The 22,945-nt window shown below is 70.4% G+C and carries 21 protein-coding genes; 11 read left to right on the top strand and 10 right to left on the bottom strand.

Features of this window, described 5'->3' with window-relative positions:
- Positions 1 to 94: 94 nt before the first annotated feature.
- Together otnI and AC1RRW_RS00610 are read left to right on the top strand one after the other, a co-directional pair.
- Positions 95 to 904 carry a 2-oxo-tetronate isomerase gene (gene otnI, locus AC1RRW_RS00615; protein ID WP_492898159.1) on the top strand — a complete coding sequence of 270 codons (810 nt, stop codon included), beginning with the start codon at positions 95 to 97 and terminating at the stop codon, positions 902 to 904.
- Positions 904 to 1,902, top strand: a complete 999-nt coding sequence (locus AC1RRW_RS00610; RefSeq protein WP_492898157.1) for a glucokinase — start codon at positions 904 to 906, stop codon at positions 1,900 to 1,902. Before otnI ends, AC1RRW_RS00610 begins: the two co-directional genes overlap by 1 nt.
- On the opposite strand, the gene AC1RRW_RS00605 is transcribed toward AC1RRW_RS00610, so the two are convergent.
- Positions 1,903 to 2,256: a hypothetical protein gene (locus tag AC1RRW_RS00605; protein ID WP_492898155.1), complete on the bottom strand. Its 354-nt coding sequence runs from the start codon at positions 2,254 to 2,256 to the stop codon at positions 1,903 to 1,905.
- A 136-nt stretch (positions 2,257 to 2,392) separates the two neighbouring features.
- Here AC1RRW_RS00605 and AC1RRW_RS00600 point away from each other — a divergent pair, with 136 nt between their 5' ends.
- Entirely contained in the window at positions 2,393 to 4,195 is a 1,803-nt protein-coding gene (locus AC1RRW_RS00600) for an ABC-F family ATP-binding cassette domain-containing protein (RefSeq protein ID WP_492898153.1), read from the top strand.
- 177 nt (positions 4,196 to 4,372) lie between these two features.
- Complete coding sequence (locus tag AC1RRW_RS00595) at positions 4,373 to 5,119, top strand: SDR family oxidoreductase (RefSeq protein ID WP_492898151.1); 747 nt, start codon at positions 4,373 to 4,375, stop codon at positions 5,117 to 5,119.
- A gap of 113 nt (positions 5,120 to 5,232) precedes the next feature.
- On the opposite strand, the gene AC1RRW_RS00590 is transcribed toward AC1RRW_RS00595, so the two are convergent.
- The gene (locus AC1RRW_RS00590) at positions 5,233 to 6,126 is read right to left on the bottom strand and encodes a metallophosphoesterase family protein (RefSeq protein WP_492898149.1); all 894 of its coding nucleotides are present in this window, start codon (positions 6,124 to 6,126) and stop codon (positions 5,233 to 5,235) included.
- A gap of 336 nt (positions 6,127 to 6,462) precedes the next feature.
- On the opposite strand from AC1RRW_RS00590, the gene AC1RRW_RS00585 reads away from it, so the two are divergent.
- Positions 6,463 to 6,975 carry an NUDIX domain-containing protein gene (locus AC1RRW_RS00585; RefSeq protein WP_492898147.1) on the top strand — a complete coding sequence of 171 codons (513 nt, stop codon included), beginning with the start codon at positions 6,463 to 6,465 and terminating at the stop codon, positions 6,973 to 6,975.
- An 11-nt stretch (positions 6,976 to 6,986) separates the two neighbouring features.
- On the opposite strand, the gene AC1RRW_RS00580 is transcribed toward AC1RRW_RS00585, so the two are convergent.
- A complete protein-coding gene (locus AC1RRW_RS00580; protein WP_492898145.1) occupies positions 6,987 to 8,489 on the bottom strand; it encodes an argininosuccinate lyase in 1,503 nt (500 codons plus the stop codon).
- 301 nt (positions 8,490 to 8,790) lie between these two features.
- Here AC1RRW_RS00580 and AC1RRW_RS00575 point away from each other — a divergent pair, with 301 nt between their 5' ends.
- Positions 8,791 to 9,291 carry a GNAT family N-acetyltransferase gene (locus AC1RRW_RS00575; protein WP_492898143.1) on the top strand — a complete coding sequence of 167 codons (501 nt, stop codon included), beginning with the start codon at positions 8,791 to 8,793 and terminating at the stop codon, positions 9,289 to 9,291.
- A 70-nt stretch (positions 9,292 to 9,361) separates the two neighbouring features.
- Here AC1RRW_RS00575 and AC1RRW_RS00570 read toward each other — a convergent pair whose 3' ends face one another.
- Genes AC1RRW_RS00570 through AC1RRW_RS00550 form a run of 5 tightly spaced genes read right to left on the bottom strand, consistent with a single transcriptional unit; the run spans position 9,362 to position 16,426 of the window.
- Complete coding sequence (locus AC1RRW_RS00570; RefSeq protein ID WP_492898141.1) at positions 9,362 to 11,458, bottom strand: hypothetical protein; 2,097 nt, start codon at positions 11,456 to 11,458, stop codon at positions 9,362 to 9,364.
- Positions 11,458 to 11,646, bottom strand: coding sequence for a hypothetical protein (locus AC1RRW_RS00565; protein WP_492898139.1), 189 nt, complete (start codon positions 11,644 to 11,646; stop codon positions 11,458 to 11,460). Before AC1RRW_RS00565 ends, AC1RRW_RS00570 begins: the two co-directional genes overlap by 1 nt.
- Positions 11,646 to 14,468: a DUF4159 domain-containing protein gene (locus AC1RRW_RS00560; RefSeq protein ID WP_492899021.1), complete on the bottom strand. Its 2,823-nt coding sequence runs from the start codon at positions 14,466 to 14,468 to the stop codon at positions 11,646 to 11,648. Before AC1RRW_RS00560 ends, AC1RRW_RS00565 begins: the two co-directional genes overlap by 1 nt.
- A 7-nt stretch (positions 14,469 to 14,475) precedes the next feature.
- On the bottom strand, positions 14,476 to 15,396 hold the full coding sequence (locus tag AC1RRW_RS00555) for a DUF58 domain-containing protein (RefSeq protein WP_492898137.1): 921 nt from the start codon (positions 15,394 to 15,396) through the stop codon (positions 14,476 to 14,478).
- Positions 15,397 to 15,409: 13 nt separating this feature from the next.
- A complete protein-coding gene (locus AC1RRW_RS00550) occupies positions 15,410 to 16,426 on the bottom strand; it encodes an AAA family ATPase (protein ID WP_492899020.1) in 1,017 nt (338 codons plus the stop codon).
- 241 nt (positions 16,427 to 16,667) lie between these two features.
- Here AC1RRW_RS00550 and AC1RRW_RS00545 point away from each other — a divergent pair, with 241 nt between their 5' ends.
- The 4 genes from AC1RRW_RS00545 to AC1RRW_RS00530 are packed head-to-tail and all read left to right on the top strand — an operon-like array spanning position 16,668 to position 19,424.
- Complete coding sequence (locus AC1RRW_RS00545) at positions 16,668 to 17,249, top strand: DUF1285 domain-containing protein (protein WP_492898135.1); 582 nt, start codon at positions 16,668 to 16,670, stop codon at positions 17,247 to 17,249.
- A complete protein-coding gene (locus AC1RRW_RS00540; protein ID WP_492898133.1) occupies positions 17,249 to 17,893 on the top strand; it encodes a CoA pyrophosphatase in 645 nt (214 codons plus the stop codon). Before AC1RRW_RS00545 ends, AC1RRW_RS00540 begins: the two co-directional genes overlap by 1 nt.
- 21 nt (positions 17,894 to 17,914) lie before the next feature.
- Positions 17,915 to 18,172 carry a DUF6111 family protein gene (locus tag AC1RRW_RS00535; protein ID WP_492898131.1) on the top strand — a complete coding sequence of 86 codons (258 nt, stop codon included), beginning with the start codon at positions 17,915 to 17,917 and terminating at the stop codon, positions 18,170 to 18,172.
- 13 nt (positions 18,173 to 18,185) lie between these two features.
- Positions 18,186 to 19,424: a CCA tRNA nucleotidyltransferase gene (locus AC1RRW_RS00530; RefSeq protein ID WP_492898129.1), complete on the top strand. Its 1,239-nt coding sequence runs from the start codon at positions 18,186 to 18,188 to the stop codon at positions 19,422 to 19,424.
- A gap of 5 nt (positions 19,425 to 19,429) precedes the next feature.
- Here the strand turns inward: AC1RRW_RS00530 and hemF are convergent, their stop codons facing one another.
- Positions 19,430 to 20,362, bottom strand: a complete 933-nt coding sequence (gene hemF / locus AC1RRW_RS00525; protein WP_492898127.1) for an oxygen-dependent coproporphyrinogen oxidase — start codon at positions 20,360 to 20,362, stop codon at positions 19,430 to 19,432.
- A gap of 18 nt (positions 20,363 to 20,380) precedes the next feature.
- Positions 20,381 to 20,866, bottom strand: a complete 486-nt coding sequence (locus AC1RRW_RS00520; protein WP_492898125.1) for a tRNA (cytidine(34)-2'-O)-methyltransferase — start codon at positions 20,864 to 20,866, stop codon at positions 20,381 to 20,383.
- Between the two features lie 149 nt (positions 20,867 to 21,015).
- Between AC1RRW_RS00520 and AC1RRW_RS00515 the strand changes: the two genes are divergently transcribed.
- Entirely contained in the window at positions 21,016 to 22,881 is a 1,866-nt protein-coding gene (locus AC1RRW_RS00515; RefSeq protein WP_492898123.1) for an ABC transporter ATP-binding protein, read from the top strand.
- Positions 22,882 to 22,945: the final 64 nt, after the last annotated feature.

Below are 22,945 nucleotides of genomic sequence, written 5' to 3'. Positions count from 1 at the left end.
CGTTCCGGAACGCACCCCCGGCCGCCGCGTTGCCCCATGACGCCGCCGGCGCTTCGCGCCAGCCTCGCCCACCCGATTCCGCCTTGAGGCCGACATGCCGCGCTTTGCCGCCAATCTCTCGATGATGTTCGCCGAATGGGACTTCCTCGACCGCTTCAAGGCGGCGGCGGATGCCGGCTTCGACGCCGTCGAATTCCTCTTTCCCTATGAGCACACGCCCCAGCAGGTCGGGCTGGCGCTGGCCGGCGGGGAGCTGGAGCAGGCGCTGTTCAACCTGCCGCCGGGCGATTTCGCCAGGGGCGAGCGCGGCATCGCCGCCATCCCCGGCCGCGAGGAAGAGTTTCGGAAGGGCGTCGAGACGGCGCTGGCCTATGCGCAGGAGACCGGCGTCAGGCGGCTGCACATGATGGCCGGGCTGGTCGACGCCAAGAGCGCGGCCGCGCAGAAGACCTACCGGGACTCGATCGCCTATGCCGCCGACGCGCTCGCCGGGCACGGCATCGACCTTTTGCTGGAGCCGATCAACGGCAAGGACATGCCGGGCTACTTCCTCGACGATTTTGACAAGGCCGCCGATTATGTCCGCGAGGCCGGGCGGCCGAACGTCAAGCTGCAATTCGACATGTACCATTGCGAACTGATCCATGGCGACGTCTCCGGCAAGCTGAAGGCGCTCTATCCGCTGGTCGGCCATGTCCAGATCGCCCGCGCGAACGGGCGCCACGAACCCGACGCCTCGGGACCGGACTATCCCGCGCTCTTCGCCGAGCTCGACGGGCTCGGCTATGACGGGTTCGTCGGCTGCGAATACCGACCGCGGGCCGGCACGCTGGAAGGGCTCGGCTGGTTCTCGGACTATCGCCGGACCGACCGGCGCGCGGCCGATCCGCTGGACATGGCCTGATGGGCGCCTTCGTCTATCCGGTTCTCGTCGCCGATATCGGCGGCACCAATTGCCGCCTGTCGCTGGTGCCCGAGGCCTCAGCGCCCCACGAGCCGCTGGCGAAGATCGGCACCGGCTCGCATCCGACGCCGGAATCGGCGCTCGACAGCGTGCTCTCGACGCTGTCGCGGCGGCCGCGCTCGGCGGTGCTCGCGGTCGCCGGCCCGATGCAGGGCCGCAGCGCGCAACTGACCAATGCGAGCTGGCATTTCGACGGGCCGCGGATCGCGAAGGCGCTCGGGCTGGAGCAGGGACTCCTGGTCAACGACTTCGAGGCGCTGGCCGCCTCGCTCGCCGTGCTCGGCGAGGGCGATCTGAAGACGCTGGTGCCCGGCAAGCCGGAGCCGCACGCCTTGCGCCTCGTCATGGGTCCCGGCACCGGTTTCGGAACGTCCGCGCTCATCCAGCGCGGCGGGCGCGGCGTGCTGGTGCCGAGCGAATCCGGCCATATCGGGGTGGGTCCCGAAGACCCGACCGAGGAGAAGATCTGGCCCGCGCTCGCGGCCGGCCTGCCGCGCCTCACGGTCGAGCATCTGCTCAGCGGCGACGGGCTGGTGCGCTTCCACCGCGCGGTGGCGAGCCAGTCGGGCATGCTGGAGGCCGATGTCAGCGCCGCCGACATCACCAGGCTCGCGCTCGACAGCGACCCGGCCGCCTTGATGGCGGTGGTCTGCTTCTGGCGGCTGCTGGCGCGGGTCGCGGGCGATCTCGCCCTCGTCTTCAAGGCGACGGGCGGGGTCTATATCGCAGGCGGCATCGTGCCTCGCCTCTTGCCGCTCGCCGACGTCGCGACGATCCATGCCGTGTTCTGCGGCAAGCCGCCGATGGAGGATCTGGCGGCGCTGTTTTCGCTCCACGTCGTCACCGCCCACGACGCGGCCGAGCAGGGGCTGGCGGCGATCGCGGCCGCGCCGGCGCGCTTCGGGCTCGACGACCCCGAGCGGCTCTGGGTCGCCTGATCAACGAAGCCTCTTCCCCTTGAGCGACTGCCCGACGATGCCGCCTGCGGCGCGGCGCTCCGGCCGCCTCGCCTTGATCGCCGGAGCCTCCGCCGTCCCGACATGCCGGCCGCGCTCCAGCACTTCGAGGGTGTATTCCTCATAGGTCAGGCCGAGCGTCTCGGCGCGTTCCAGCCGGCGCAGCGCGATCTCAGGCCCACCCTTGCGCCAGGCCCGGCGCGAGGCGAAGCGCCAGTCGAAATAATGGCCGATCTCGCCCTTGCCGGTCTCGGACAGATGCGGCCTGGGTTCGTCGAGCGGCGGGCCGCCATTGTCGCCGGGGCGGGCGGTGCGGGGCTGCTTCGCGGCGCGCATGAAGGCTCGTCCTGACCTGATCCGTCGCATCTGAGGCAAGATCCGCGCCTCGCGCAAGCCGATGCCGCGCCGCGGCGCGGGGTTACGCCGCGCGCGCGTTTGCTTTATCCGGATCGCTTCCCGATCAGGATCGATCATGGCCCCCTTGCTCCATCTGCGCGACGTCGCGCTCACCTTCGGCGGACAGCCGCTGCTGGAAGCGGCCGAGATCGCGGTCTCCGCCGGCGAGCGCGTCTGCCTGGTCGGGCGCAACGGCTCGGGCAAGTCGACGCTGCTCAAGATCGCGGCGGGCCTCGTCGAGCCCGACAGGGCCGAGCGCTTCCTGCAGCCGGGCTCGACCATCCAGTATCTGCCGCAGGAGCCGGACTTCACCGGCTACAGGACCTCGCTCGCCTATGTCGAGGCCGGTCTCGGGCCGGGCGACGACGCCTATCGCGCGCAATATCTCGTCTCGGAACTCGGCCTCACCGGCCAGGAAGACCCCGCCACCATGTCGGGCGGCGAATCGCGCCGCGCCGCGCTGGCGCGCGTGCTGGCGCCCGAGCCCGACATCTTGCTGCTCGACGAGCCGACCAACCATCTCGACCTGCCCGTGATCGAATGGCTGGAGCAGGAGCTGAAATCGCTGCGCTCGGCAATGGTGCTGATCAGCCACGACAGGCGCTTCCTGACGTCGCTGTCGCGCGCCACGATCTGGCTCGATCGCGGCCTGACAAGGCGCATGGACAAGGGTTTCGGCGAGTTCGAGGCCTGGCGCGACGAGGTGCTGGCGCAGGAGGAGCTCGACCGCCACAAGCTCGACCGCAAGATCGCCCGCGAGGAGGACTGGCTGCGCTACGGCGTCAGCGCGCGCCGCACCCGCAACCAGCGCCGGCTCGGCGAGTTGCATGCGCTGCGGGCCCAGCGCCGCAGCGCGAAAGCCGCCGTCGGTCAGGTCAGGCTGGAGGCGAGCGAGGCCCAGACTTCGGGCAAGCTCGTCATCGAGGCGGTCGATGTCGCCAAGGCGTTCGGTAGAAACGTCGTCGTCAAGAACCTGTCGCTGCGCGTCGCGCGCGGAGACCGGATCGGCATCGTCGGCCCCAACGGCGCCGGAAAGACCACGCTGATCAACCTGTTGACCGGCGCGCTCGCGCCGGATTCCGGCAAGGTCAGGCTCGGCGTCGCGCTGGAGATGGTGACGCTCGACCAGCGCCGCGAAAGCCTCGACCCGGCGACGCCGCTCGGCGACGCGCTGACCGGCGGCGGCTCCGACCAGGTCATGGTCGGCGACACGCCGCGGCACGTCATCGCCTATATGAAGGACTTCCTGTTCCAGCCCTTGCAGCGGCGCACCGCCGTCGGCGCGCTGTCGGGCGGCGAGCGCGGCCGGCTGATGCTGGCGCGCGCGCTGGCCAAGCCCTCGAACCTGCTGGTGCTCGACGAGCCGACCAACGATCTCGACCTGGAGACGCTCGACCTGTTGCAGGAACTGCTGGCGGAGTATCAGGGCACGGTGCTGCTGGTCAGCCACGACCGCGACTTCCTCGACCGCGTCGTCTCCGCCACGCTAATCTCGGACGGCGACGGCGTCTGGACTGAATTCGCCGGCGGCTATTCCGACATGCTGGCGCAGCGCGGACGCGGCGTCGGCGCGAAGGTGCGCGCGGCGGCCGGCAGGCAGGCGGTGGAGACGACCTTCTCCGCCACGCCGGCTCCGGTCGGCAAACGCAAGCTCTCCTTCAACGAGAAGCATGCGCTGGAGACGCTGCCCAAGCGCATCGAGGTGTTGCAGGCCGAGGCCGCGAGGCTCAATGCCGCGCTCTCGGGCGATCTCTACACGCGCGACCCAAAACTCTTCGCCAAGGCCACGGCGCGGCTGGAAGAGGTGACGCGCGAGATCGGGCAGGCCGAGGAGCGCTGGTTGGAACTGGAGATGCTCAGCGAGGAGATCGGGGCGTAGCCGTTTCGGGAGTCGGGTGCGACAAACCCCTCTCCCTCCGGGAGAGGGGGTCTTCCAGCGCGGAAGCGACGCAGCCCGCCATACCTTTTCCCTCTCAACCCGATCGCGAAAACGCATTTGTTGCCGCCGCCAAATCTCCGCAAAGTCCCGGCCACAACAAAAGACCGAGGACACTCGATGAGACTCAAGGGCAAGACGGCGCTGATCACCGGGGGCGCGCAGGGGTTCGGGCTCGGCATCGCCGAGACCTTCGTGCGCGAGGGCGCGCGCGTCGCGGTGCTCGACATCAACGGCGACAAGGCCAAGGAAGCGGCGCGATCGATCGGCCGCAAGGCCTTCGCGGTCGCCTGCGACGTCGGCAGGGGCAAGAGCGTCGACAAGGCGGTGGCGCGGGTGCTGGCGAAGTTCGGCAAGCTCGACATCGTCGTCAACAATGCCGGCGTCAGCCACCGCAACCAGCCGATGCTCGACATCTCGGAAGAAGAGTTCGACCGCGTCTTCGACGTCAACGTGAAGTCGATCTTCCTGATGGCGAAGGCGACCGTGCCGCATTTCCGCGAGCATGGCGGCGGCGTCATCCTCAACATCGGCTCGACCGCCGGCATCCGGCCGCGCCCGGGCCTGACCTGGTACAACGGCTCCAAGGGAGCGGCAAACCTGCTCTCCAAGTCGATGGCGGTCGAGCTCGCGCCCGAGCGCATCCGCGTCAACGCGATCGCGCCCGTCGCCGGCGAGACGCCGCTGCTTGCGACCTTCATGGGCGAGGACACGCCGCAAAAGCGGGCGCAGTTCAAGGCGACGATCCCATGGGGCCGGCTCTCGACCCCGCAGGACATCGCCAATGCGGCGCTGTTTCTGTGTTCCGACGAGGCGGAGATGATCACGGGGTCCGTGCTGGCGGTGGATGGCGGGCGCTGCATCTGAGCGTCTTAAGCCGTCATGGCCGGGCTTGTCCCGACCATCCACGTCTTTCGCCGTCGCGCGCTGCGGCCAAGACGGGGTGCTCGCCACAGGGACGAGCATGAGGGGCAGTGGAGTCACACCGGCTTGGCGTGGAGCGCGATCTGCTGGCGCATGATCACCGAGCCGTCGAGCTCGAAGCCGCGCTGCTCGACGCTGATCCGGGGCGCGGACGCGTCGCCCTCGATCCGGAACAGGTGCCAGGTCGCCATCTCGCCATGGCCGCGCGGGCCGATCGAGCAGGACGGCACGCCGACGATCGGCACGTCGCGGCCCAGTCCCTTGCGCCAGGCCAGCGAGAAGGTGTGGTTGTGGCCGTGCAGCACGAGGTCGGCGCCGGTGCGCGCCAGCATCGCCTCGAACGCCTCGGCGTCGACCATTTCGCGCGAGCGCCGCGCCCCGCCGACATAGGGCGGGTGGTGGATCAGGATGACGCGGATCAGGCCGTCCTCGCGCGCCCGGTTCAGCAGCGCCTCCGCCCTGGCCGTCTGCTCGCGGCCGACCTTGCCCGTCGCCATCAGGGGCATGGTCGGGAGGCCGGTGTTGAGGCCGATCAGCGCGACCCCGCCGCGGCGGCGATACCAGGGATAGCCGATCGCGGCGTCGTCGCTGCGGCACCAGGGGCCGAGATGGGACGCCAGCGCCTTCAGCGAGGAGCGGGCATAGGCGTCGTGATTGCCCGGCACGAAGCTGACGCTGTCGCGCGCGCCCAGCGTGTCGAGGAAGGCGACGGCGGTCTTGAACTCGTTCGGCAGGCCGATATGGGCGACGTCGCCTGTGCAGGCGATATGATCCGGCGTCTGCGCGCGGATGTCCGCGACGATCAGCGCCAGGATCTCCATGTCATGGGCATGGCGACGCTTGCGGCGCCAGTTGACATAGCCGGTCGCGCGCTTGCCCAGCAACTGGTGCAGCGAGAAGCCCGCGAGCGGGCCGAGATGCGGATCGGACAGATGCGCGAGCTTGAACACGGCCTAGCGCTTGCCCTTGCGCCCCCGCGCCGTCAAGCGTGCAAGGGTGCCGGCAACGACGCAGGCTTCAAGCCCAAACGCCTCAGTTGGCGGCGCCGGTCAGCTCGGAGACGATGCGCGAATCGGTCAGCGTCAGCGCCGGACGCCAGACATAGGCCGGCTTGGCGCGAAGGCGAGCGATGATGAAGGTGAGCAGCATGACGGTAGTCCCCAGCGGTGAAATCATGTTTTCTGCCTGCTTTGCGGCGCGTTTGTGACGTAACGGAACTTGAAATGGGCCTCTGTTATGCGTCTTATGCATAGATAATTAACGGTTTCTTGGGATTCAGCGCAGCCGTGAGCCAGAATCGGCCTTTCGAGGGCGAAAATCGGCGCGATCGCCCGCTCAGAGGGCTGCGCCGCGCCTTCGGGCGCGTCCTGCACCTGTATTTCCGGCTGGTTCGCGGCATGACGCTCGGCGTGCGCGCCGCCATATTCGACGAGGCCGGCCGCGTTTTCCTGGTGCGTCATACCTACACGCCGGGCTGGCACCTGCCGGGCGGCGGCGTCGAGGTCGGCGAGACGCTGCTCGACGCGCTCGCCAAGGAATTGCGCGAGGAGGCCTGCATCCGGCTTACGGGCGAACCGGTCCTGCACGGCCTGTTCTTCAACCGGGCGCTGTCGCGGCGCGACCATGTCGCCGTCTTCGTCGTGCGGGCCTTCGCGGTCGGGAGCGTCAAGCAGCCGGACCGCGAGATCGCGGAGGCGGGGTGGTTCGCATTGGACGCGTTGCCGGAGGGGACGACGGCGGGGACGCGAAGGCGGCTGGCGGAGATTGCCGGCGGCGCACGGCCTCCCGCCGACTGGTAGGCCGCGCCTCCCTAGTTCGCGCTCTTCACCAGGTCGGAAAAGTCCGCGTTCAGCCTGGCCAGCGAGCCGGAGATGCGCTCGCGCCTCGCCTTGATCCAGTCTTCCTGCTCCGCGAGCCTGCCCTGCGCCGCCTTCAGCATGCGCTCCATCTCGGCCGGCTGCGGACCGCCGGCCGTGGCGCGGTTCCTGACGATCGCGACGGGGTCGAGCGCGGCGCGGAACTCGGCCTCGCTCATCGGCAGCTCGCCTTGGTCCGTCCCGGCCACGGCCTTGCGGAAGATCGCCTGCGCCTGTGCGTAGGGGAAGTCGCTCGGCTTGATATTGTTGTCCTTGGCGAAGTCGACGATGTTGGAGGCGAAATGGTGGCCGACGCGGAAGGGCAGCTTGTACTTTCGCATCAGCACGTCGGCCAGCTCCTGCGACGCGGTCCAGTCGCTGTTCAGCTCTTCCAGCGCACGCTCGGGGCTGACCACGAGGCCCTTCAGGACCCTGTCCAGCCCCTGCAGGGTCTTGATCGCGCTGGCGACGAGCGCGGCATTGGTTCTGGCATCCTTGGCATCGGACATGCCGGGCGGGAGGTTGTGGGCCCTGATCGCCGGGCCCATGGCGAGCGTGATCGCGGTCGAGGCCTCCTCGCGCGTGCTGTTCAGCAGGCCGGGATTGCGCTTCTGCGGCATGGCGCTGGAGACATAGGTATTGCCGCCGCCCTCCTGCAGCAGCATCCAGGGCCGCGACTGGCTGTACTGGGCCATCACGTCCTCGACAAAACTGCCGACATGCAGCGCGATGCCGGTGACGATCGCGGCCGTCTCGACCGGCAGGTCGACCGAGGAAATCTGCGCGGCGTCATAGGCGTTGTCGACCTGCGCGGCGAAGCCGAGGTAATCGGCCATGCGGGCGCGGTTCAGCGGCCAGCTCGTGCCGTTCAGGACGGTGGTGCCCATCGGCGAGCGGTCGATCCGGGCATAGGCCTCGCGGATGCGTTGCGCGTCCCGGTCGAGCCCGGCGGCATGGCCGAGCAGGTAATGGCCGTAGCTGTTGGGCTGCGCCGCGACGCCGTTGGTGTAGTTCGGAACGATGGTTGCGGCGTGCCGGCCGGCCAGGTCGACCATGGTCCGGCTCGTCCGGTTGAGCTGGTCGGCGAGGTCGAGCAGGCCGTCGCGCAGGATCGCGGCGCGATAGGTCGCATGCATGTCTTGGCTCGACCGGCCGGCATGCAACAGCGTCACCTCGACGCCGGCGGCCTCGATCAGGAGCGGCTCGAAGCTGATCACGGTGGAAGGTCGCTTGCCGCCCGCCCGGTTGCCGGCCTCGATCACCTTCGCGATGCCGGCGGCGAGCCTGGGGGCCAGCGCGGGGTCGAGCAGGCCCTCGCTGCTGTTGATCACGGCGGTCGCCTTGTTGATCTCGCCCAGCCAGAAGAACTCGTCGCGGGGGGGAGCCGGCTGGGCCAGCGCGGCGACCGGGCCGGTGAGGATAAGGAGTGCGCAAACCGCGCGAAAATGCCTCGCCATGGGTATCCTCCTTTGGTCATTTCGGCAGGGCCGCGTCGTCCCGAAGGATAGCCGGCCTGTCATCGGGGCAGGGCGCGCCCGCCATGTCCCGCGAGTTGACGGCAATCCGGCCGGGCGGGCAAGGCAATAGCCGCGATCGCGATCGCGATGGACGACCGTCCTTTGTCCTGCTACAGCCCGCCGCCATGACCGACGGGCACGTCCCTTCCACCCTGCGACGACCGGCGCGCTGACACGCGCTCCTCCGGCATGCCGCCGCGCGGCCATGCCCTCGTGCTCCCGTCGCAGGTTCTTGCCCGTCATGACGTCTCTGCCGCTGACCATCCGCCACGAACTTCCCGTCGACGCTGCCGCGATCGAGCGGCTGCATGAGCGCGCCTTCGGGCCGGGGCGCTTCGCCCGCACGGCCTTTCGCCTGCGCGAGGGCGTGCCGCCGGAGGCCGGCCTGAGCTATGCCGCCCATGTCGGCACCTTCCTGGTCGGCTCGGTCCGGGTGACGCCGGTGCTGGCCGGCGACGGGCGGGCGCTGATGCTGGGCCCGCTGACGGTCGACCCCGCCTTCGAGGGCAAGGGCATCGGGGCCGCGCTGATGACCCGCTCGATCGACTCGGCCCGGGAGGCGGGACACGCGCTGATCCTGCTGGTCGGCGACGCGCCCTATTACGCCCGCTTCGGCTTTGGGATGATCCCGCCGGGCCAGCTCGTGCTGCCGGGGCCGGCCGATCCGGCGCGGTTCCTGGCGCTGGAGCTGGTCGAGGGCGTGCTGGCCCAGCGCAACGGCGCGGTGACGGCGATCAGGTAGCGAGCCCCCAAAGCATTGCCGTCATGCTCGCCACAAGGCCGACCATGACGATTTTGGGCGGAGCGTGCCCTCAGCCCGTCTCGCCCGTCCGCTTGAACCTGCGCCCGCTCTCGCCGAGCCAGCCGGCGACGAGCGCGCCGAAGAGCAGCGCCAGGCCGAGCAGCCCGATGAACAGCGGCGAGATCCGCACCCCGCGCACGATGCCGGAATCGCTGATCCTGAGGCCGATCCAGTCCGCGCCGGCAAAGCCGGTTCCGGCGCGAACCGGCACGATGCGCGGCACGTTGACGGCCGAGCCTGTCTCCTGACCGATGCGGCGCGAGGAGCCGCCGGTCGCCTCGGCCAGCGCCGCAAGCTGCGTCGGGCTGCTGACGACCTCCATCAGCTCGCGCGGGTTTTCCGGCCCGAGGCTGGCGAAGGCGGTCAGGTTGTCGCCCGAGACGCGGTGCAGGCCGAATTCGCCGCTCGGGATGCGGGCGGTGAACAGGCCGGGCCGGCCGGGCTCCAGCGGCACCGAGCGCGAGGCGCCGCCTGGGCCGGTGATGGTGACGGGGCCGGGATTGTCCGACAGCGTCTGGCGCTCGACCTCGATGACGCCGTTGCGGGCGCTGGCGCGCAGCGCCTCCTCCTCGAGATCGGGCTCCTTCATCAGCCAGTGACCAAGCCGGCGCAGCAGGTCGAGATGCGGGCCGCCATCGCGGAAGCCGCGGGCCCAGAGCCAGGCATGGTCGGAGAGCAAGAGCGCGACGCGGCCCTTCTGCTCGCGCGCCAGCATCAGCAGCGGGCGGTCGCCGGGGCCTGTCATCACGGGCGAGCCGGTGCGGGCGCGCGCGCCGACCATGCGCAGCCATTCGCCCCAGCGCGGCGGCTCGACCTCGGAGCCCGGCAGGTCGCGGGTGACGGGATGACGTTTGCCGAGCTCGCTGACGCGGGCGCGATAGGCCTCGTCGACCACGGTGCCGTCGGGCTGGGCCGGCAGGATCTGGCCGAGCGGCGTACGCGAGAGCGACTGCGAGCCGGCATATTCCGGCCCCGCCGCGACGAGCAGCGCGCCGCCCTCGCGAACATAGCGCACGATGTTGTCGAAATAGAGCAGCGGCAGGATCGACTGGTTGGCGTAGCGGTCGAAGATGATCAGGTCGAATTCCTTGATCTTGACCTGGAACAGCTCGCGCGTCGGGAAGGCGATCAGCGAGAGCTCGTTGATCGGCGTGCCGTCCTGCTTCTCCGGCGGGCGCAGGATGGTGAAATGCACCAGGTCGACATTGGCGTCGGCCTTGAGCAGGTTGCGCCAGGTGCGCTCGCCGGGATGCGGCTCGCCGGACACCAGCAGCACGCGGAGCTTGTCGCGCACGCCCTCGATGGTGATGACGGCGCGGTTGTTGGCGAGCGTCAGTTCGTTGTCGAGCGGAGCGGCCTCGATCTCGATCACGTTCGGCCCGCCGCGGTCGATCCTGACCGGCACCTGCACGATCTCGCCGGCCGTGACCTCGCGGCGCGCGATGACCTCTCCGTCGCGGCGGATGATGAGCCCGGCGCGGCCCGGCCCACCCTTCTCGAGCACGCGCAGGCGCACCGACTGGTCCTTGCCGACGATGCCGAAGCGCGGCGAATCGACCAGCACGATGCGGCGGTCGATCTCGCGCTCGCGCCCGGTCGTCAGCACATGCAGCGGCGCGCGCAGGCCGAGCGCCTCCGCATTGGCCGGCGCGTCATGGGCGAGCCCGTCCGTGATGACGATCGCGCCCGCGACCCGCTCGGAGGGTACGTCGGAGAGGCTCGCGGCCAAGGCCTCGAACAGCCGCGTGCCGTCGCCGGAGCCCTGCGCGTCGCGGACCTCGACGATGCGCGGCTCGACATTGGTGAGGCCGCGCAACTGCCGCTCGACCTCGGCCTGCGCGGCCTGAGCCTGCTGGCCGCGATCGGCGAGCCGGTTCGAGGCCGAGCGGTCGACGACGACGGAGACGACATCCTTGACCGGCTCGCGATCCTCGAAGACGAGCGACGGGTCGGCCAGCGTGATCGTCAGCACGGCCAGCGCCAGCGCGCGCAGCACGGCGCTCCCGCCCGCCAGCACGATCGCCGCGCCGGCCGCCAGCGCAGCCAGGGCGGCCAGCCCGATCAGCAGCGGCAGCGGGACGAGCGGCGCGAAGGAGAGGCTCCACATCAGCGTACGATCCGATTTGTGGCCTTGGCTGCCGGGCCACTGACCATGACTCCGCCGTCTCCGTCATGCTCGCCCTTGTGGCGAGCATCCAGGTCTTCGTCGCGGCGCTCGACGAACGAAGACGTGGATGGTCGGGACAAGCCCGACCATGAGGGGAAGGGCGCGTTCATGACGATGAAGCGCAGCATCACTGCCCCAGACGTTCCAGCAGGGCCGGGACATGAACCTGGTCAGCCTTGTAGTTGCCGGTCAGCGCATACATTACGAGGTTGACGCCGGCCCTGAGCGCCATCTCGCGCTGGCGCGGATCGGATCCCGAAAGCGGCACCATCGCCTCGCCGCGACGCCCCACCGCCCAGGCCGAGGCGAGGTCGTTCGAGGTGATCACGATCGGCGAGACGTTATCGCCGGCGCGCGCCGGGCGACGGCCGTCCTCGCCCGCGGGCGGCAGGATCTCGACCCAGGTCGTGCCGGTGTCGTAGCGGCCGATCAGGCTGTCGAGGATGTAGAAGGTCTTGGTCAGGACGTGGTCGCGCGGCAGCGGCTCAAGTTCGGGGATGTCGAGCGTCTGGAGCATGCGGCGCAACTGCTCGCCCTCGGGCGTCGCGCCGGCGCCGGGCCGGACGGAGAGCGCATCGCGCGTGTCGAAGATCACGAGCCCGCCGCCCTTCATATAAGCTTCCAGCTTGCGCAGCGTCTCGGGCGCCGGGATCGGCCGGCCGGCGACGATCGGCCAGTACAGCACCGGGAAGAAGGCGAGTTCGTCGCGCTCGGCATTGACTCCGACCGCTTCGCCCGGTTCGAGCGCGGTGCGCGCGCCGAGCACGAGGTTGAGCCCGGCCATCCCGGCCTTCGAGATGGCGTCGACGTTCGGGTCGCCGGTCACGACATAGGCCAGCCGCGTCACCGCGCCCGCCGCGAAGAGTTCGCGCGGGATCGGCGGCTTCTGGTCCGCCGGGACGGTCGGCGCCGGCTGGGCACGGGCGGTGTCCGGAGCGAAGCCGAGCACCAGCGCGACGGCGAGCAGGATCGCGGCCGGTGCAGCGCGGCGGCGCATGCGCGCGACGTTGAGCCTGCCGCCGAGCCAGAGCGTCGCCAGCGTATCGGCGATCAGCAGCAAAAGGCCTGAGACCAGCAGTTGCGGGCGGATGTCGAGCGCGATCGGCTTGTCGACCGGCAGGATCGGCGCGCCGAGCGCGGCGAGGTCGATGGCCGACAGCGTGTCGGTCGGGCTCAGCGCGTTGACCGCGAGCGAGGCGTCGGCCGGGCCGTAGATGCCGGGCGGATGGGCGAGCGTGGCGCGGCCGGTGAAGGTGCGCGCGACGGGCTGGGCGGTGGCCGGCGGCGCGCGGAAGGCGCCGCGTCCGTCGAGCACGCGGGTCGGCGACAGGGTTTCCACGCGCGCATCCTCTGCTTGCACGTCCGCCGCTGGCCCCGTTCCGGCAAGGCCGACGATCTTGCGCAGCATCTCGACGAACAGGCCCGACAGCGGCAGATTCGACCAGGTCGTGTCGGCGGTGACGTGCATCATCGCGATCATGCCGTCGCCGCGCCGCTCGCCGGTGACGACCGGCGTGCCGTCCTCCAGCGCCGCCCAGGTCTTTCGCGCCAGGTCGGCCTCGGGCTCGGCCAGAATCTGGCGGCTGACGCGGACGTCGTCGTTGACCTGCGTGCCGAAGAACGGGCTCTCGCGGGTGAAGGGCGCGAGCTTGCGCGGCGTCTCCCAGGACAGGCCGCCGCCCAAGGTGCGCCCGCCGCGACGCAGGCGAACCGGCGTCAGGTCGTCGGACGCCGCCGCGAGCCTTGCGCCGGCGAAGCGCAGCAGCACGCCGCCGCGCGCGATGAAGGCGTCGATCCTGGCCGCCGTGTCGCGGTCGAGCGCGCCGATATCGGCGAGCACCAGCACGGAGAGGTTCTGCGCCAGCAGTTCGCCGACCGGGTCGGTCGAGCCCGGGCGCGGCTCCCTGACCTCGGCGAAGGGCTGGAGCGCGCGCGAGACGTAATAGGTCGGCGAGAGCAGCGGCTGCGCGGTGTCGGTGGTCGCGCCCGAGACGATGCCGACGCGGCGGCGCTTGGCCCGGTCGTCGAGCAAAGCGACGGCGGCGGACGAGCGCTCGTTCACGATCTCCAGCCGCGAGACGGCGTTGCGGACCTCTATCGGCAAGGTCAGCCTTGCGCTGGTCGCCAGCGCCGAACCCTCGAAGACGAAGGGCGCGTCGCCGAGCGGCAGGCCCTTCAGGTCGAGCGCTCGGACCTGGCCGGTCGCGGCCGCCGCCGGGCTCGGCCGCAGCACCTTGACGGTCAGTGCGCCGGCGAGGTTCTCGGGGTTGGCCAGAGCGAGCTGGTCCGCGGGGCTCGTATGGATCGAAAGCCGGCCCGCATCGGCGACCTGTCTCAATCGCGCGAGGAAGGCGCTCTCGTCGCCGCCGATGCCCAAGCCGTCCGCGACCCAGACGATCTCGGCGTCGGGCGCGCTGGCCAGGAAGGTCTCGATCCGGGCGAGATGGGCGGAGCGGTCCGGCGCATGCGGCTGCAGGGCGAAGGCGCGCAGGCGTTCGAGCGCGGCGCGGGGTTCAGACAGCGCGATCGCGGCCGGGGCCTCGGCGAGGCCGAGCAGCGCGACCGGGCGACCCTCGCGGGCGGCGGCCGAGACGCGCGCTTCGGCGATGGCGAGGCGCTCGGGCCAGTCCGGGCCCGCGCCGAAGCCGTTGTCGATCAGCAGCAGCATCGGGCCGCGCAGCGGGCCTGCGTCGCGCGGCGGATTCCAGACCGGGCCGGCGACGGCGAGGATGGCGAGCGCGGCGACGGCCATGCGCAGGGCGAGCAGCCACCACGGCGTATGGGCCGGCAGTTCGCGCCTGGCGACGAGGTCGGCCATGATCTTGAGCGGCGGGAAGTCGATGCGTTTGGGGCGCGGCGGCGTCACCCGCAGGATCAGCCAGAGCGCCGGCAGCAGCGCCAGCGCGGCCAGAGCGAGCGGAGCGGAGAAGGCGAGGGGGAGCGAGCTCAGCATGGTCTCATCGCCCCCCGCCGCCGCCGCGCGAGGTCGCGATCAGGCTGGCGATGCGCAGCACGCCCTCGCTCGCGGGCCGGTCGGTGCGGTGCAGGGTCAGCGTCCAGCCGGCCTTGCGGCAGGCCTCGCGGATCGCGTCGCGATGGGCTTCCAGCCGCTGGCGGTACTCGACGCCCCAGGAGCCGGCGTCGCCGACGCGCAGCGAGAGCCCGTCCTCCAGATCGAAGAGCTCGGCCTGGCCGGTGAAGGGAAAGGTCTCCTCGATCGGATCGGCGATCAGCAGGATGTGGCCGCGCGCGCCGCTCGACGACATCGTCGCGATGCGCTGCGCCAGCGAGGCCGCGGGCGAGAGCCCGTCGGTGATGATGATCGCGTCGGCGAGCCTCGGCAGGGGGCCGTCTGGCGGCAGGTCGAGATCGGCGCCCCTGGCGTCGACCAGGATCGCCTGCGCCAGTTGCTCCACGATGCGGCGGGAGGCCATCGCCCGCGTCAGGCCGAGATGGCCGACGCGCTCGCCGCCGTCGACCAGCGTCTCGGCCAGCGCGAAGCCCGAGACCAGCGCGCGATCGACCTTGGAGGCCATGGCGAGCGTGGAGGAAAAGCCCATCGAGGAGGAGCGGTCGATCCAGAGCCAGATCGCGTGGGACGCCTCCCATTCGCGCTCGCGGACGAAGAGATGGCCGTCGCGGGCCGAGCGGCGCCAGTCGATGCGCGAGGAGGATTCGCCGGTGACGAGCGGGCGGTACTGCCAGAAGGTCTCGCCGGGGCCGGCGCGCCTGCGGCCATGGATGCCGTGCACGCTGGCCGAGACCCGGCGCGCCTCCAGGATCAGGCGCGGCAGACGCGCCGCGAGATCGAGCGAGGCGGTGAGAACCGGCTTGGCCGGCTGGCGTTCGGCTCGGCCTAGAACGCGCGTGCGCAGCATCGCCTGTCGCCCCCTATCCCAGCCGTTCCACGAGCTTGCCGATGACGCCCTCGACCGTGTCGCCATCGGCGCGGGCCGCGAAGGTGAGCGCGATGCGGTGCTTCAGCACCGGCAGCGCCAGCGCCGCGACGTCGTCGACCGATGGCGCGAGCCGGCCCTCGACCAGCGCGCGCGCCCGGCAGGCCAGCGTCAGCGACTGGCTGGCGCGGGGGCCGGGGCCCCAGGCGAGCTTGTCGGTCACGGCCGGGTCGCCGTCGCCCGGACGGGCCGAGCGGACGAGATCGAGGATCGCGTCGACAACGTTCTCGCCGACCGGCAGGCGGCGCACGAGTCGCTGCGTCGACATCAGCGTTTCGGCGGTCATCGCCGGAGCGGGCTTGTGCTCCGACGCGCCGGTGGTTTCCAGCAGGATGCGGCGCTCGGCCTCGCGGTCGGGATAGGCGACGTCGATCTCGAGCAGGAAGCGGTCGAGCTGGGCCTCGGGCAGGGGATAGGTGCCTTCCTGCTCGATCGGGTTCTGGGTCGCGAGCACATGGAAGGGCGCGGGCAGGTCGTAGCGCTCGCCGGCGACGGTGACATGGTGCTCCTGCATCGCCTGCAGCAGCGCCGACTGGGTTCGCGGCGAGGCGCGGTTGATCTCGTCGGCCATAAGCAACTGGGCGAAGACAGGCCCCTTGATGAAGCGGAAATGGCGCTTGCCCTCGGCGCTCTCGTCGAGCACCTCGGAGCCGAGGATGTCGGAGGGCATCAGGTCGGGCGTGAACTGGACGCGCCTCGCAGCGAGGCCGAGCACCGTGCCCATCGCCTCGACGAGCCTGGTCTTGGCGAGGCCGGGAACGCCGACCAGGAGGCCGTGGCCGCCCGCGAGCAGCGTGATCAGCGAGAGGTCGACGACCTTCTGCTGGCCGAAGATGACGCGGCCGATCTCGGTGCGGGCCGCGCCGATCGCGCCGAGCGCGGCCTCGGCCGCCTCGACGATTCCGCTGTCGAGATTGATCGGCTCCCTGGCTTCCACCGTGCGGGCTTGCATGGGTGAGACTTGCGCTGCCATCTCGCTCTCCTCGTCGTCGTTCCGCCGCATGCGGTCGTCATCCGGGCCGGCTCGCCTCGAACCCGTTCGGCTCTGGGCGGTTAAGTGTGGGCCGGTCGCCGCGCTGGCTCAAGAGCGCCGACGTTGCGGTACGCGGAACTCGGCTTCACGATTATGTAGAGTTCAAGGCAGAGGACGCGATGCAACCAATATGCCGCAGTCGGCGCGCACGGGGATTTCGATGAGCCGTCCCGACAACGCCATGGAGCGCCTGCTCGGCGCATTGCGCAACGGAAAAGAGAGCGGTCCACCCCCCGTGGAGCGCTGGAATCCGCCGTTTTGCGGCGATCTCGACATGCGCATCGCCGCCGACGGAACCTGGTTCTATCTCGGCACGCCGATCGGACGGCCGGCGCTGGTCCGGCTTTTCTCCTCCGTCCTGAAGCGCGAGGGCGACGATTACTTTCTCGTGACCCCTGTCGAGAAGGTCGGCCTCATGGTCGAGGACGCGCCCTTCCAGGCCGTCGAGATGGCTGTGGACGGGGTGGGCGACGGGCGCTCGCTCGCCTTCCGCACGCAGGTCGACGATGTCGTCAGCGCGGGCCCTGAGCATCCCCTGCGATTCGCCCGCGCCGACAGCGACGGGCTGAAACCCTATGTGCTGGTCCGGCGCAATCTCTGGGCGCGGCTGACGCGGGCCCTGACCTACGACCTCCTGGCGCTGGGCGAGGTGCGTGCGGTCGAGGGAAAGGCGATGTTCGGGGTCGCGGTCGCGGGCGGGTTCTATCCGGCCGTTCCGGCAAGCGAGATCGAAGGGCTCTGATGCAGGCGTTGAAACTGTCGGCCGCCGAATTCGCGGCGCTGGCGCAGGAGCGGCTGCGGCCTGAGCCGCCCGCGCCGGGAGACCTGATCAGCCGGCCGCGCGGCGACCACGAGATGCAGCCGCAGCCGATGGCTCCGCCCGACGAGAACGCGGCGGTGCAGGCCGCCGTGCTGATCCCGATCATCCTGCGCGAAAGCGGCCCGACCGTGCTGCTGACGCAGCGCGCGGCGGCGTTGCGCAGCCATTCGGCGCAGGTCGCCTTTCCGGGCGGGCGCGTCGATGCGATCGACGGCTCGCCTGTGGTCACGGCGCTGCGCGAGACGGAGGAGGAGATCGGGCTGGCGCGGAGCCATGTCCGCACGCTCGGCTTCCTCGACGCCTATCTGACCGGCACCGGCTACCGCATCGTGCCCGTCGTGGCCTTGGTCGAGCCGCCGTTCGCGCTGACGCTCAACGCCCATGAGGTCGAAGAGGCTTTCGAGGCGCCGCTCGATTTCCTGCTCGATCCGGCCAATCACAAGCGCGAGGGCCGCGAATGGAAGGGACTGCTGCGGACCTACTATGCGATTTCCTTCGGCGATCGCTATATCTGGGGCGCAACCGCCGGCATGATCCGCAATCTCTATGAGCGGCTGGCCGGCTGATCTGAACTGGACGCCATTTGCATGCTGCGCTCGATCATCGAAGAGGTTCTGCTCTTCGTCCTGCCCTTCTGCATCTTCGCGGGCTATCTCGTGGTCAAGCGGCGCAATCCGCTCGACGTCGAGCACTGGGCGCGGCACTGGTTCTGGCTCTCGGTCGTCGGGCTCGCTTTCGTGATCGCGCTGATCGCCTGGGGCGGCTGGATCGCGCCGCGCAACCAGGGCGCCTACGAGCCGCCCCATATGGAGGACGGGCGGCTGGTGCCGGGTCGCTTCAGATGAGGAGCCGCCTCAGATGACGAGCCGGCAGGCGCGGATCGAGGCGCTGCTGCGTCAGCCCGCGCTGGCGGCCGTGCTCGCCGCGCTGAACGGCGATGGCGAGGAGACCCGCATCGTCGGCGGCGCGGTGCGCAACCTCCTGCTCGGCGAGCCGGCGAGCGACATCGACCTCGCCACCACGGCCCTGCCCGACGAGACGATGCGGCGCGGCAAGGCCGCCGGCTTCAAGCCGGTGCCGACCGGCGTCGAGCACGGCACGGTGACGCTGGTCGGGATGGCCGCGAGCTTCGAGGTCACGACGCTCAGGCGCGACATCGAGACCGACGGCCGCCGCGCCAAGGTCGCCTTCGGCCGCGATTTCGCGCAAGACGCGCTCCGGCGCGATTTCACCGTCAACGCGCTCGGGCTCGACCGCGACGGCGCGATCCATGACTTCTGCGGCGGACTCGACGACCTCGCCGCGCGCAGAATCCGCTTCATCGGCGACGCCAACGCCCGCATCGCCGAGGATTATCTTCGCATCCTGCGCTTCTTCCGCTTCCATGCCCGCTATGGCGAGGGCGCGCCTCACTGCGACGGGCTCAAAGCCTGCATCGCCGGCCGGGCCGGGCTGGAAGGTCTGTCGCGCGAGCGCGTCCGGACCGAGATGCTAAAGCTCGTGGTCGCGCGGGGCGCGGCCGAGGCGCTGGCCGAGATGGCCGGCGGCGGTCTGCTGATGCCGGTGCTCGGCGGCGTGCCGCGCCTCGCGCGCTTCGCCGCGATCGCGGGACGCGACGATGCGGGCGAGGTCTATCCCACTTTCCGGCTCGCGGCGCTCGCCGTGGACATCACGGAGGACGCGTCGCGGCTGCGCGAGCGGCTGCGGCTCTCGAACGAGGAGTTCGACCGGATTTCGCGGCTCGCGGCGGCGCTGGAAGCGCTGGCGGGCCGTGTCGGCGCACCGGCGCTGGCGACCCTGCGCCATCTGGCGCATCGCGTTGGGGCGGATGCGGTGGCGGGGGCTCTCGTCCTGCTGGCCGCATCGGCCGGGCCGGGCACGAGCGAGCGGACGCAGGCCCTGATCGCCGATCTGGCGCGGACGCCGGCCTTCCAGCCAAGCGGGCGCGACGTGACGGCTCAGGGCGTGCCGCCGGGCCCGCTGGTCGGGCGGGTGCTCGACCGGGCGCGCCACGACTGGATCGAGGCCGGCTGTCCGGAGCCATGCGACGCGCAAACGGCCTTCGTCGACCGGGCCGTCGCCGCCCTGTCAGGCTGATCCTCTCAGGGCCACCGCACGGTCGGCGGCAGCGAGGACAGGATCGAATCGACATTGCCGCCGGTCCTCAGCCCGAAGATCGTGCCGCGGTCGTGCAGCAGGTTGAACTCGACATAGCGGCCGCGCCGGACCTGCTGCTCGTAGCGGTCCTCCTCGGTCCAGGGCTTGGCCATGTTGGCGCGCATGATCCGGGGGTAGACGCCGAGGAAGGCCTCGCCGACGGCCTGGGTGAAGGCGAACTCGCCGTCGGGATCGCCCGACCAGAGGTAATCGTAGAAGATGCCGCCGATGCCGCGCGGCTCGTTGCGGTGCTTGAGGAAGAAGTACTCCTCGCACCATTGCCTGAAGCGGTCGTAGTCGGCGACCGGCGCGAAGCGCTCGCAGGGTTCTCGCATCGCGGCGTGGAAGGCGACCGAGTCCGGATCGCCTTGAGTGCGCCGCCGGACCAGCACCGGCGTCAGGTCCGCACCGCCGCCGAACCAGGGCTTCGTCGTCACGACGAAGCGCGTGTTCATGTGCACGGTCGGCGCATGCGGATTCCAGGGATGGGCGATCAGCGAGATGCCGGTGGCGTGGAAGCGTGGGTCTTCGGCCGCGCCCGGAATCTGGCCGGCGAATTCCGGCTGGAAGGCGCCATGGACGGTCGAAACATGGACGCCGACCTTCTCGAAGACGCGGCCACTCATCACCGACATCACGCCGCCGCCGCCCTCGGCCCCGTCATGGTTGGCGCGGCTCCAGGGCGTGCGCACGAAGCGTCCCGCCGTCGCGGCGTCGGCCTCGGGCGCGAAGGGGCCGGCCGCCTCGTCCTCGATATCTTCGAGCGCGGCGCAGATGCGGTCGCGCAGCGTCTCGAACCAGGCGCGGGCGCGGGGCTTCATCGACTCGGCGAGGGCCATGTCGGCGGGGGCGGCGTCCGCGGCCGTCTTGTCGTTCATCCAGCGGTCTCCCCTGCGTCATTCTTTTGATGGCGAGGCGGAGGGCGCTGAAAACCCACCCACCTGCCGCAAGGCTTCGCCCAGAACCAGCGCCGCCGCAACCGCGACGTTGAGCGAGCGCAGGCCCTCCCGCATCGGCACGTGCACGACCGCATCGGCCGCCGCGTACACCTCGGGCGGCACGCCGGCCGATTCCCGCCCGACCATGACGATGTCGCCGACCCGGAAGGCGAAATCGACATGGGCGGTCGCCCCGTCCGTCTCGGCCAGGATCAGGCGACGGCCGGCCTCACGCCGCCAGGCCTCGAAGGCCGCAAACGAGTCGTGCCGCGTCACCGCCGCCCGTTCGAGATAGTCCATGCCGGAGCGGCGAAAGTGCCGGTCGGAGACGTCGAAGGCGGCCGGCTCGACGATCTCGACCGCGACGCCGAGGCAGGCCGCCATGCGGATCATCGTGCCGGCGTTCTGCGGGATGTCGGGCTGGTAGAGGGCGAGGCCAAGCATGCTGGCGCATTCGACGATGACGGAACCGTAAGACCGTGGTCATCGACTGGTCGGACGGCATGCGTCAAGCGTGTGGCCAAACCCGGCAAACCGCCCCATATGCCGGTAGACGCAAGATCACGATGCCGATCCGGAGGAGGGCGGCGGGAATGTTTTCCAGCCTGTTCCGCACCCTCGAACGCCAGATCGACGTGTTCGCGCCCTTCGACGAGCGCGAGACGCCGCCGCGCGGGGTCTGGCCCTTCATGTGGCATCACATCAAGGGCGTGAAGGGCTGGCTCGCGCTGATCATGCTGACGGGGCTCGGCTTCAGCGGCATCGAGGCGGCGATGTATCTGATGGTCGGCTGGTTCGTCGACCTGCTCGCGACCCAGTCGCCGGCGACGATCTTTCGAGATCATGGCTGGCTGCTGGCGGGGGCGGCCTTCCTGCTCGTCGTGGTCCGGCCGCTGATCTATTTCGCCAATCACGCCATCGTCGATCAGGTCGTGGCGCCGCAGGTCACCAACCAGATCCGCTGGCGCAACCACGTCTATACGCTCGGCCATGCGCTCGGCTATTTCCAGAACGACTTCGCCGGCCGGCTGTCCTCGCGCGTGATCCAGGCCGGGCAGTCGATTCGCGGCGCGACGATCGAGATCATCGACGACCTCTGGTACGCGCTGATCTTCGTCTCGGTCGCGCTCGGGTTCTTCGGCTTGACCTCGCTCTGGCTGGCCCTGCCGGTGCTGGTCTGGCTCGGGGCCTATGTCATGCTGCTCAGCTATTTCGTGCCTCGCGCCAGGAAACGCTCGGAGGCGAACTCGCTCGGCCGCTCCTCGACCACGGGCCGCATCGTCGACGCCTACACCAACATCCTCACCGTCAAGCTCTTCGCCCGCGCCGATGCCGAGCGTTCGGCCGTGCGCGATTCGCTGACGCGCTGGAACGCCTCCTTCCTCGACCTGTCGCGGCTGATAACCGGCGTCAGCGTCATCCTGCAGACGATGAACAGCCTGCTGGTGGTGGTCACGGCCTGGCTCTGCCTGTGGCTGTGGAGCGCGGGGTCGATGACGCCGGGCGCGGTCGCGGCCTCGATCGGGCTCGTGCTCAGGCTCGTCCAGATGTCGACCTGGCTGATCCATCTCGTGCGCGGCTTGTACGAGAACATCGGCTCGGTGCAGGAGAGCATGGAGACGATCGCCAAGCCCCACGATCTGACCGACGCGGCCGACGCCAGTCCGCTGGTCGTCGAGGACGGCGCGATCCGGTTCGAGGCGGTGCGCTTCAACTACGGCAAGAAGGCCGGGCTGTTCGAGGGGCTCGATCTCGAGATCGGGCCCGGCGAGAAGATCGGCCTCGTCGGCCCGTCGGGCGCCGGCAAGTCGACGCTCGTCAACCTGCTGCTGCGGCTCTATCCGCTGGAGGGCGGGCGCATCCTGATCGACGGGCAGGACATCGCCGGCGTGACGCAGGATTCGCTGCGCGCCCAGATCGGCATGGTGACGCAGGACAACTCGCTGCTGCACCGCTCGATCGGCGACAACATCGCCTATGGCCGGATCGGCGCGAGCGAGGCCGAGATCGCGGCCGCGGCGCGCCAGGCCTCGGCGCATGACTTCGTCGAGGGCCTGTCGGACCAGGAGGGCCGCAAGGGCTTCGATTCGCGCGTCGGCGAGCGCGGCGTGAAGCTCTCGGGCGGCCAGCGCCAGCGCGTCGCCATCGCCCGCGTGCTGCTCAAGGACGCGCCGATCCTGATCCTCGACGAGGCGACCTCCGCGCTCGATTCGGAGGTCGAGGCGACGATCCAGGACCAGCTTACGACGCTGATGCAGGGCAAGACCGTGATCGCCATCGCGCACCGGCTCTCGACGATCGCGGCGCTCGACCGGCTGATCGTGCTCGACGAGGGCCGCATCGTCGATGCCGGCAGCCATGCCGAACTGGTCGCGCGGGGCGGGCTCTACGCCCGGCTCTGGTCGCGCCAGTCCGGCGGCTTCATCGCCGCGTCGGATCCCGAAAAGGTTCCGGCCTGAGCCGAAAACCGCTTGGCCGCAGCGTTTTGCGCCCTGGCTCCTGCATGCCGGATGCGGCGCGGGC

It is taken from the genome of Allobosea sp. GW821-FHT12C12 (assembly GCF_058807355.1).
This window is presented reverse-complemented; position numbering and strand designations above follow the sequence as displayed.

Bases quoted from the DNA above. Each gene is read 5' to 3' on its own strand.
- otnI (WP_492898159.1), top strand. From the start codon at position 95: ATGCCGCGCTTTGCCGCCAATCTCTCGATGATGTTCGCCGAATGGGAC.
- AC1RRW_RS00515 (WP_492898123.1), top strand. From the start codon at position 21,016: ATGTTTTCCAGCCTGTTCCGCACCCTCGAACGCCAGATCGACGTGTTC.
- hemF (WP_492898127.1), bottom strand. From the start codon at position 20,362: ATGAACGACAAGACGGCCGCGGACGCCGCCCCCGCCGACATGGCCCTC.
- AC1RRW_RS00575 (WP_492898143.1), top strand. From the start codon at position 8,791: ATGACGTCTCTGCCGCTGACCATCCGCCACGAACTTCCCGTCGACGCT.
- AC1RRW_RS00570 (WP_492898141.1), bottom strand. From the start codon at position 11,458: ATGTGGAGCCTCTCCTTCGCGCCGCTCGTCCCGCTGCCGCTGCTGATC.
- AC1RRW_RS00600 (WP_492898153.1), top strand. From the start codon at position 2,393: ATGGCCCCCTTGCTCCATCTGCGCGACGTCGCGCTCACCTTCGGCGGA.
- AC1RRW_RS00595 (WP_492898151.1), top strand. From the start codon at position 4,373: ATGAGACTCAAGGGCAAGACGGCGCTGATCACCGGGGGCGCGCAGGGG.
- AC1RRW_RS00565 (WP_492898139.1), bottom strand. From the start codon at position 11,646: ATGCTGCGCTTCATCGTCATGAACGCGCCCTTCCCCTCATGGTCGGGC.
- AC1RRW_RS00530 (WP_492898129.1), top strand. From the start codon at position 18,186: ATGACGAGCCGGCAGGCGCGGATCGAGGCGCTGCTGCGTCAGCCCGCG.
- AC1RRW_RS00605 (WP_492898155.1), bottom strand. From the start codon at position 2,256: ATGCGCGCCGCGAAGCAGCCCCGCACCGCCCGCCCCGGCGACAATGGC.
- AC1RRW_RS00545 (WP_492898135.1), top strand. From the start codon at position 16,668: ATGAGCCGTCCCGACAACGCCATGGAGCGCCTGCTCGGCGCATTGCGC.
- AC1RRW_RS00555 (WP_492898137.1), bottom strand. From the start codon at position 15,396: ATGCTGCGCACGCGCGTTCTAGGCCGAGCCGAACGCCAGCCGGCCAAG.
- AC1RRW_RS00540 (WP_492898133.1), top strand. From the start codon at position 17,249: ATGCAGGCGTTGAAACTGTCGGCCGCCGAATTCGCGGCGCTGGCGCAG.
- AC1RRW_RS00535 (WP_492898131.1), top strand. From the start codon at position 17,915: ATGCTGCGCTCGATCATCGAAGAGGTTCTGCTCTTCGTCCTGCCCTTC.
- AC1RRW_RS00610 (WP_492898157.1), top strand. From the start codon at position 904: ATGGGCGCCTTCGTCTATCCGGTTCTCGTCGCCGATATCGGCGGCACC.
- AC1RRW_RS00580 (WP_492898145.1), bottom strand. From the start codon at position 8,489: ATGGCGAGGCATTTTCGCGCGGTTTGCGCACTCCTTATCCTCACCGGC.
- AC1RRW_RS00550 (WP_492899020.1), bottom strand. From the start codon at position 16,426: ATGCAAGCCCGCACGGTGGAAGCCAGGGAGCCGATCAATCTCGACAGC.
- AC1RRW_RS00520 (WP_492898125.1), bottom strand. From the start codon at position 20,866: ATGCTTGGCCTCGCCCTCTACCAGCCCGACATCCCGCAGAACGCCGGC.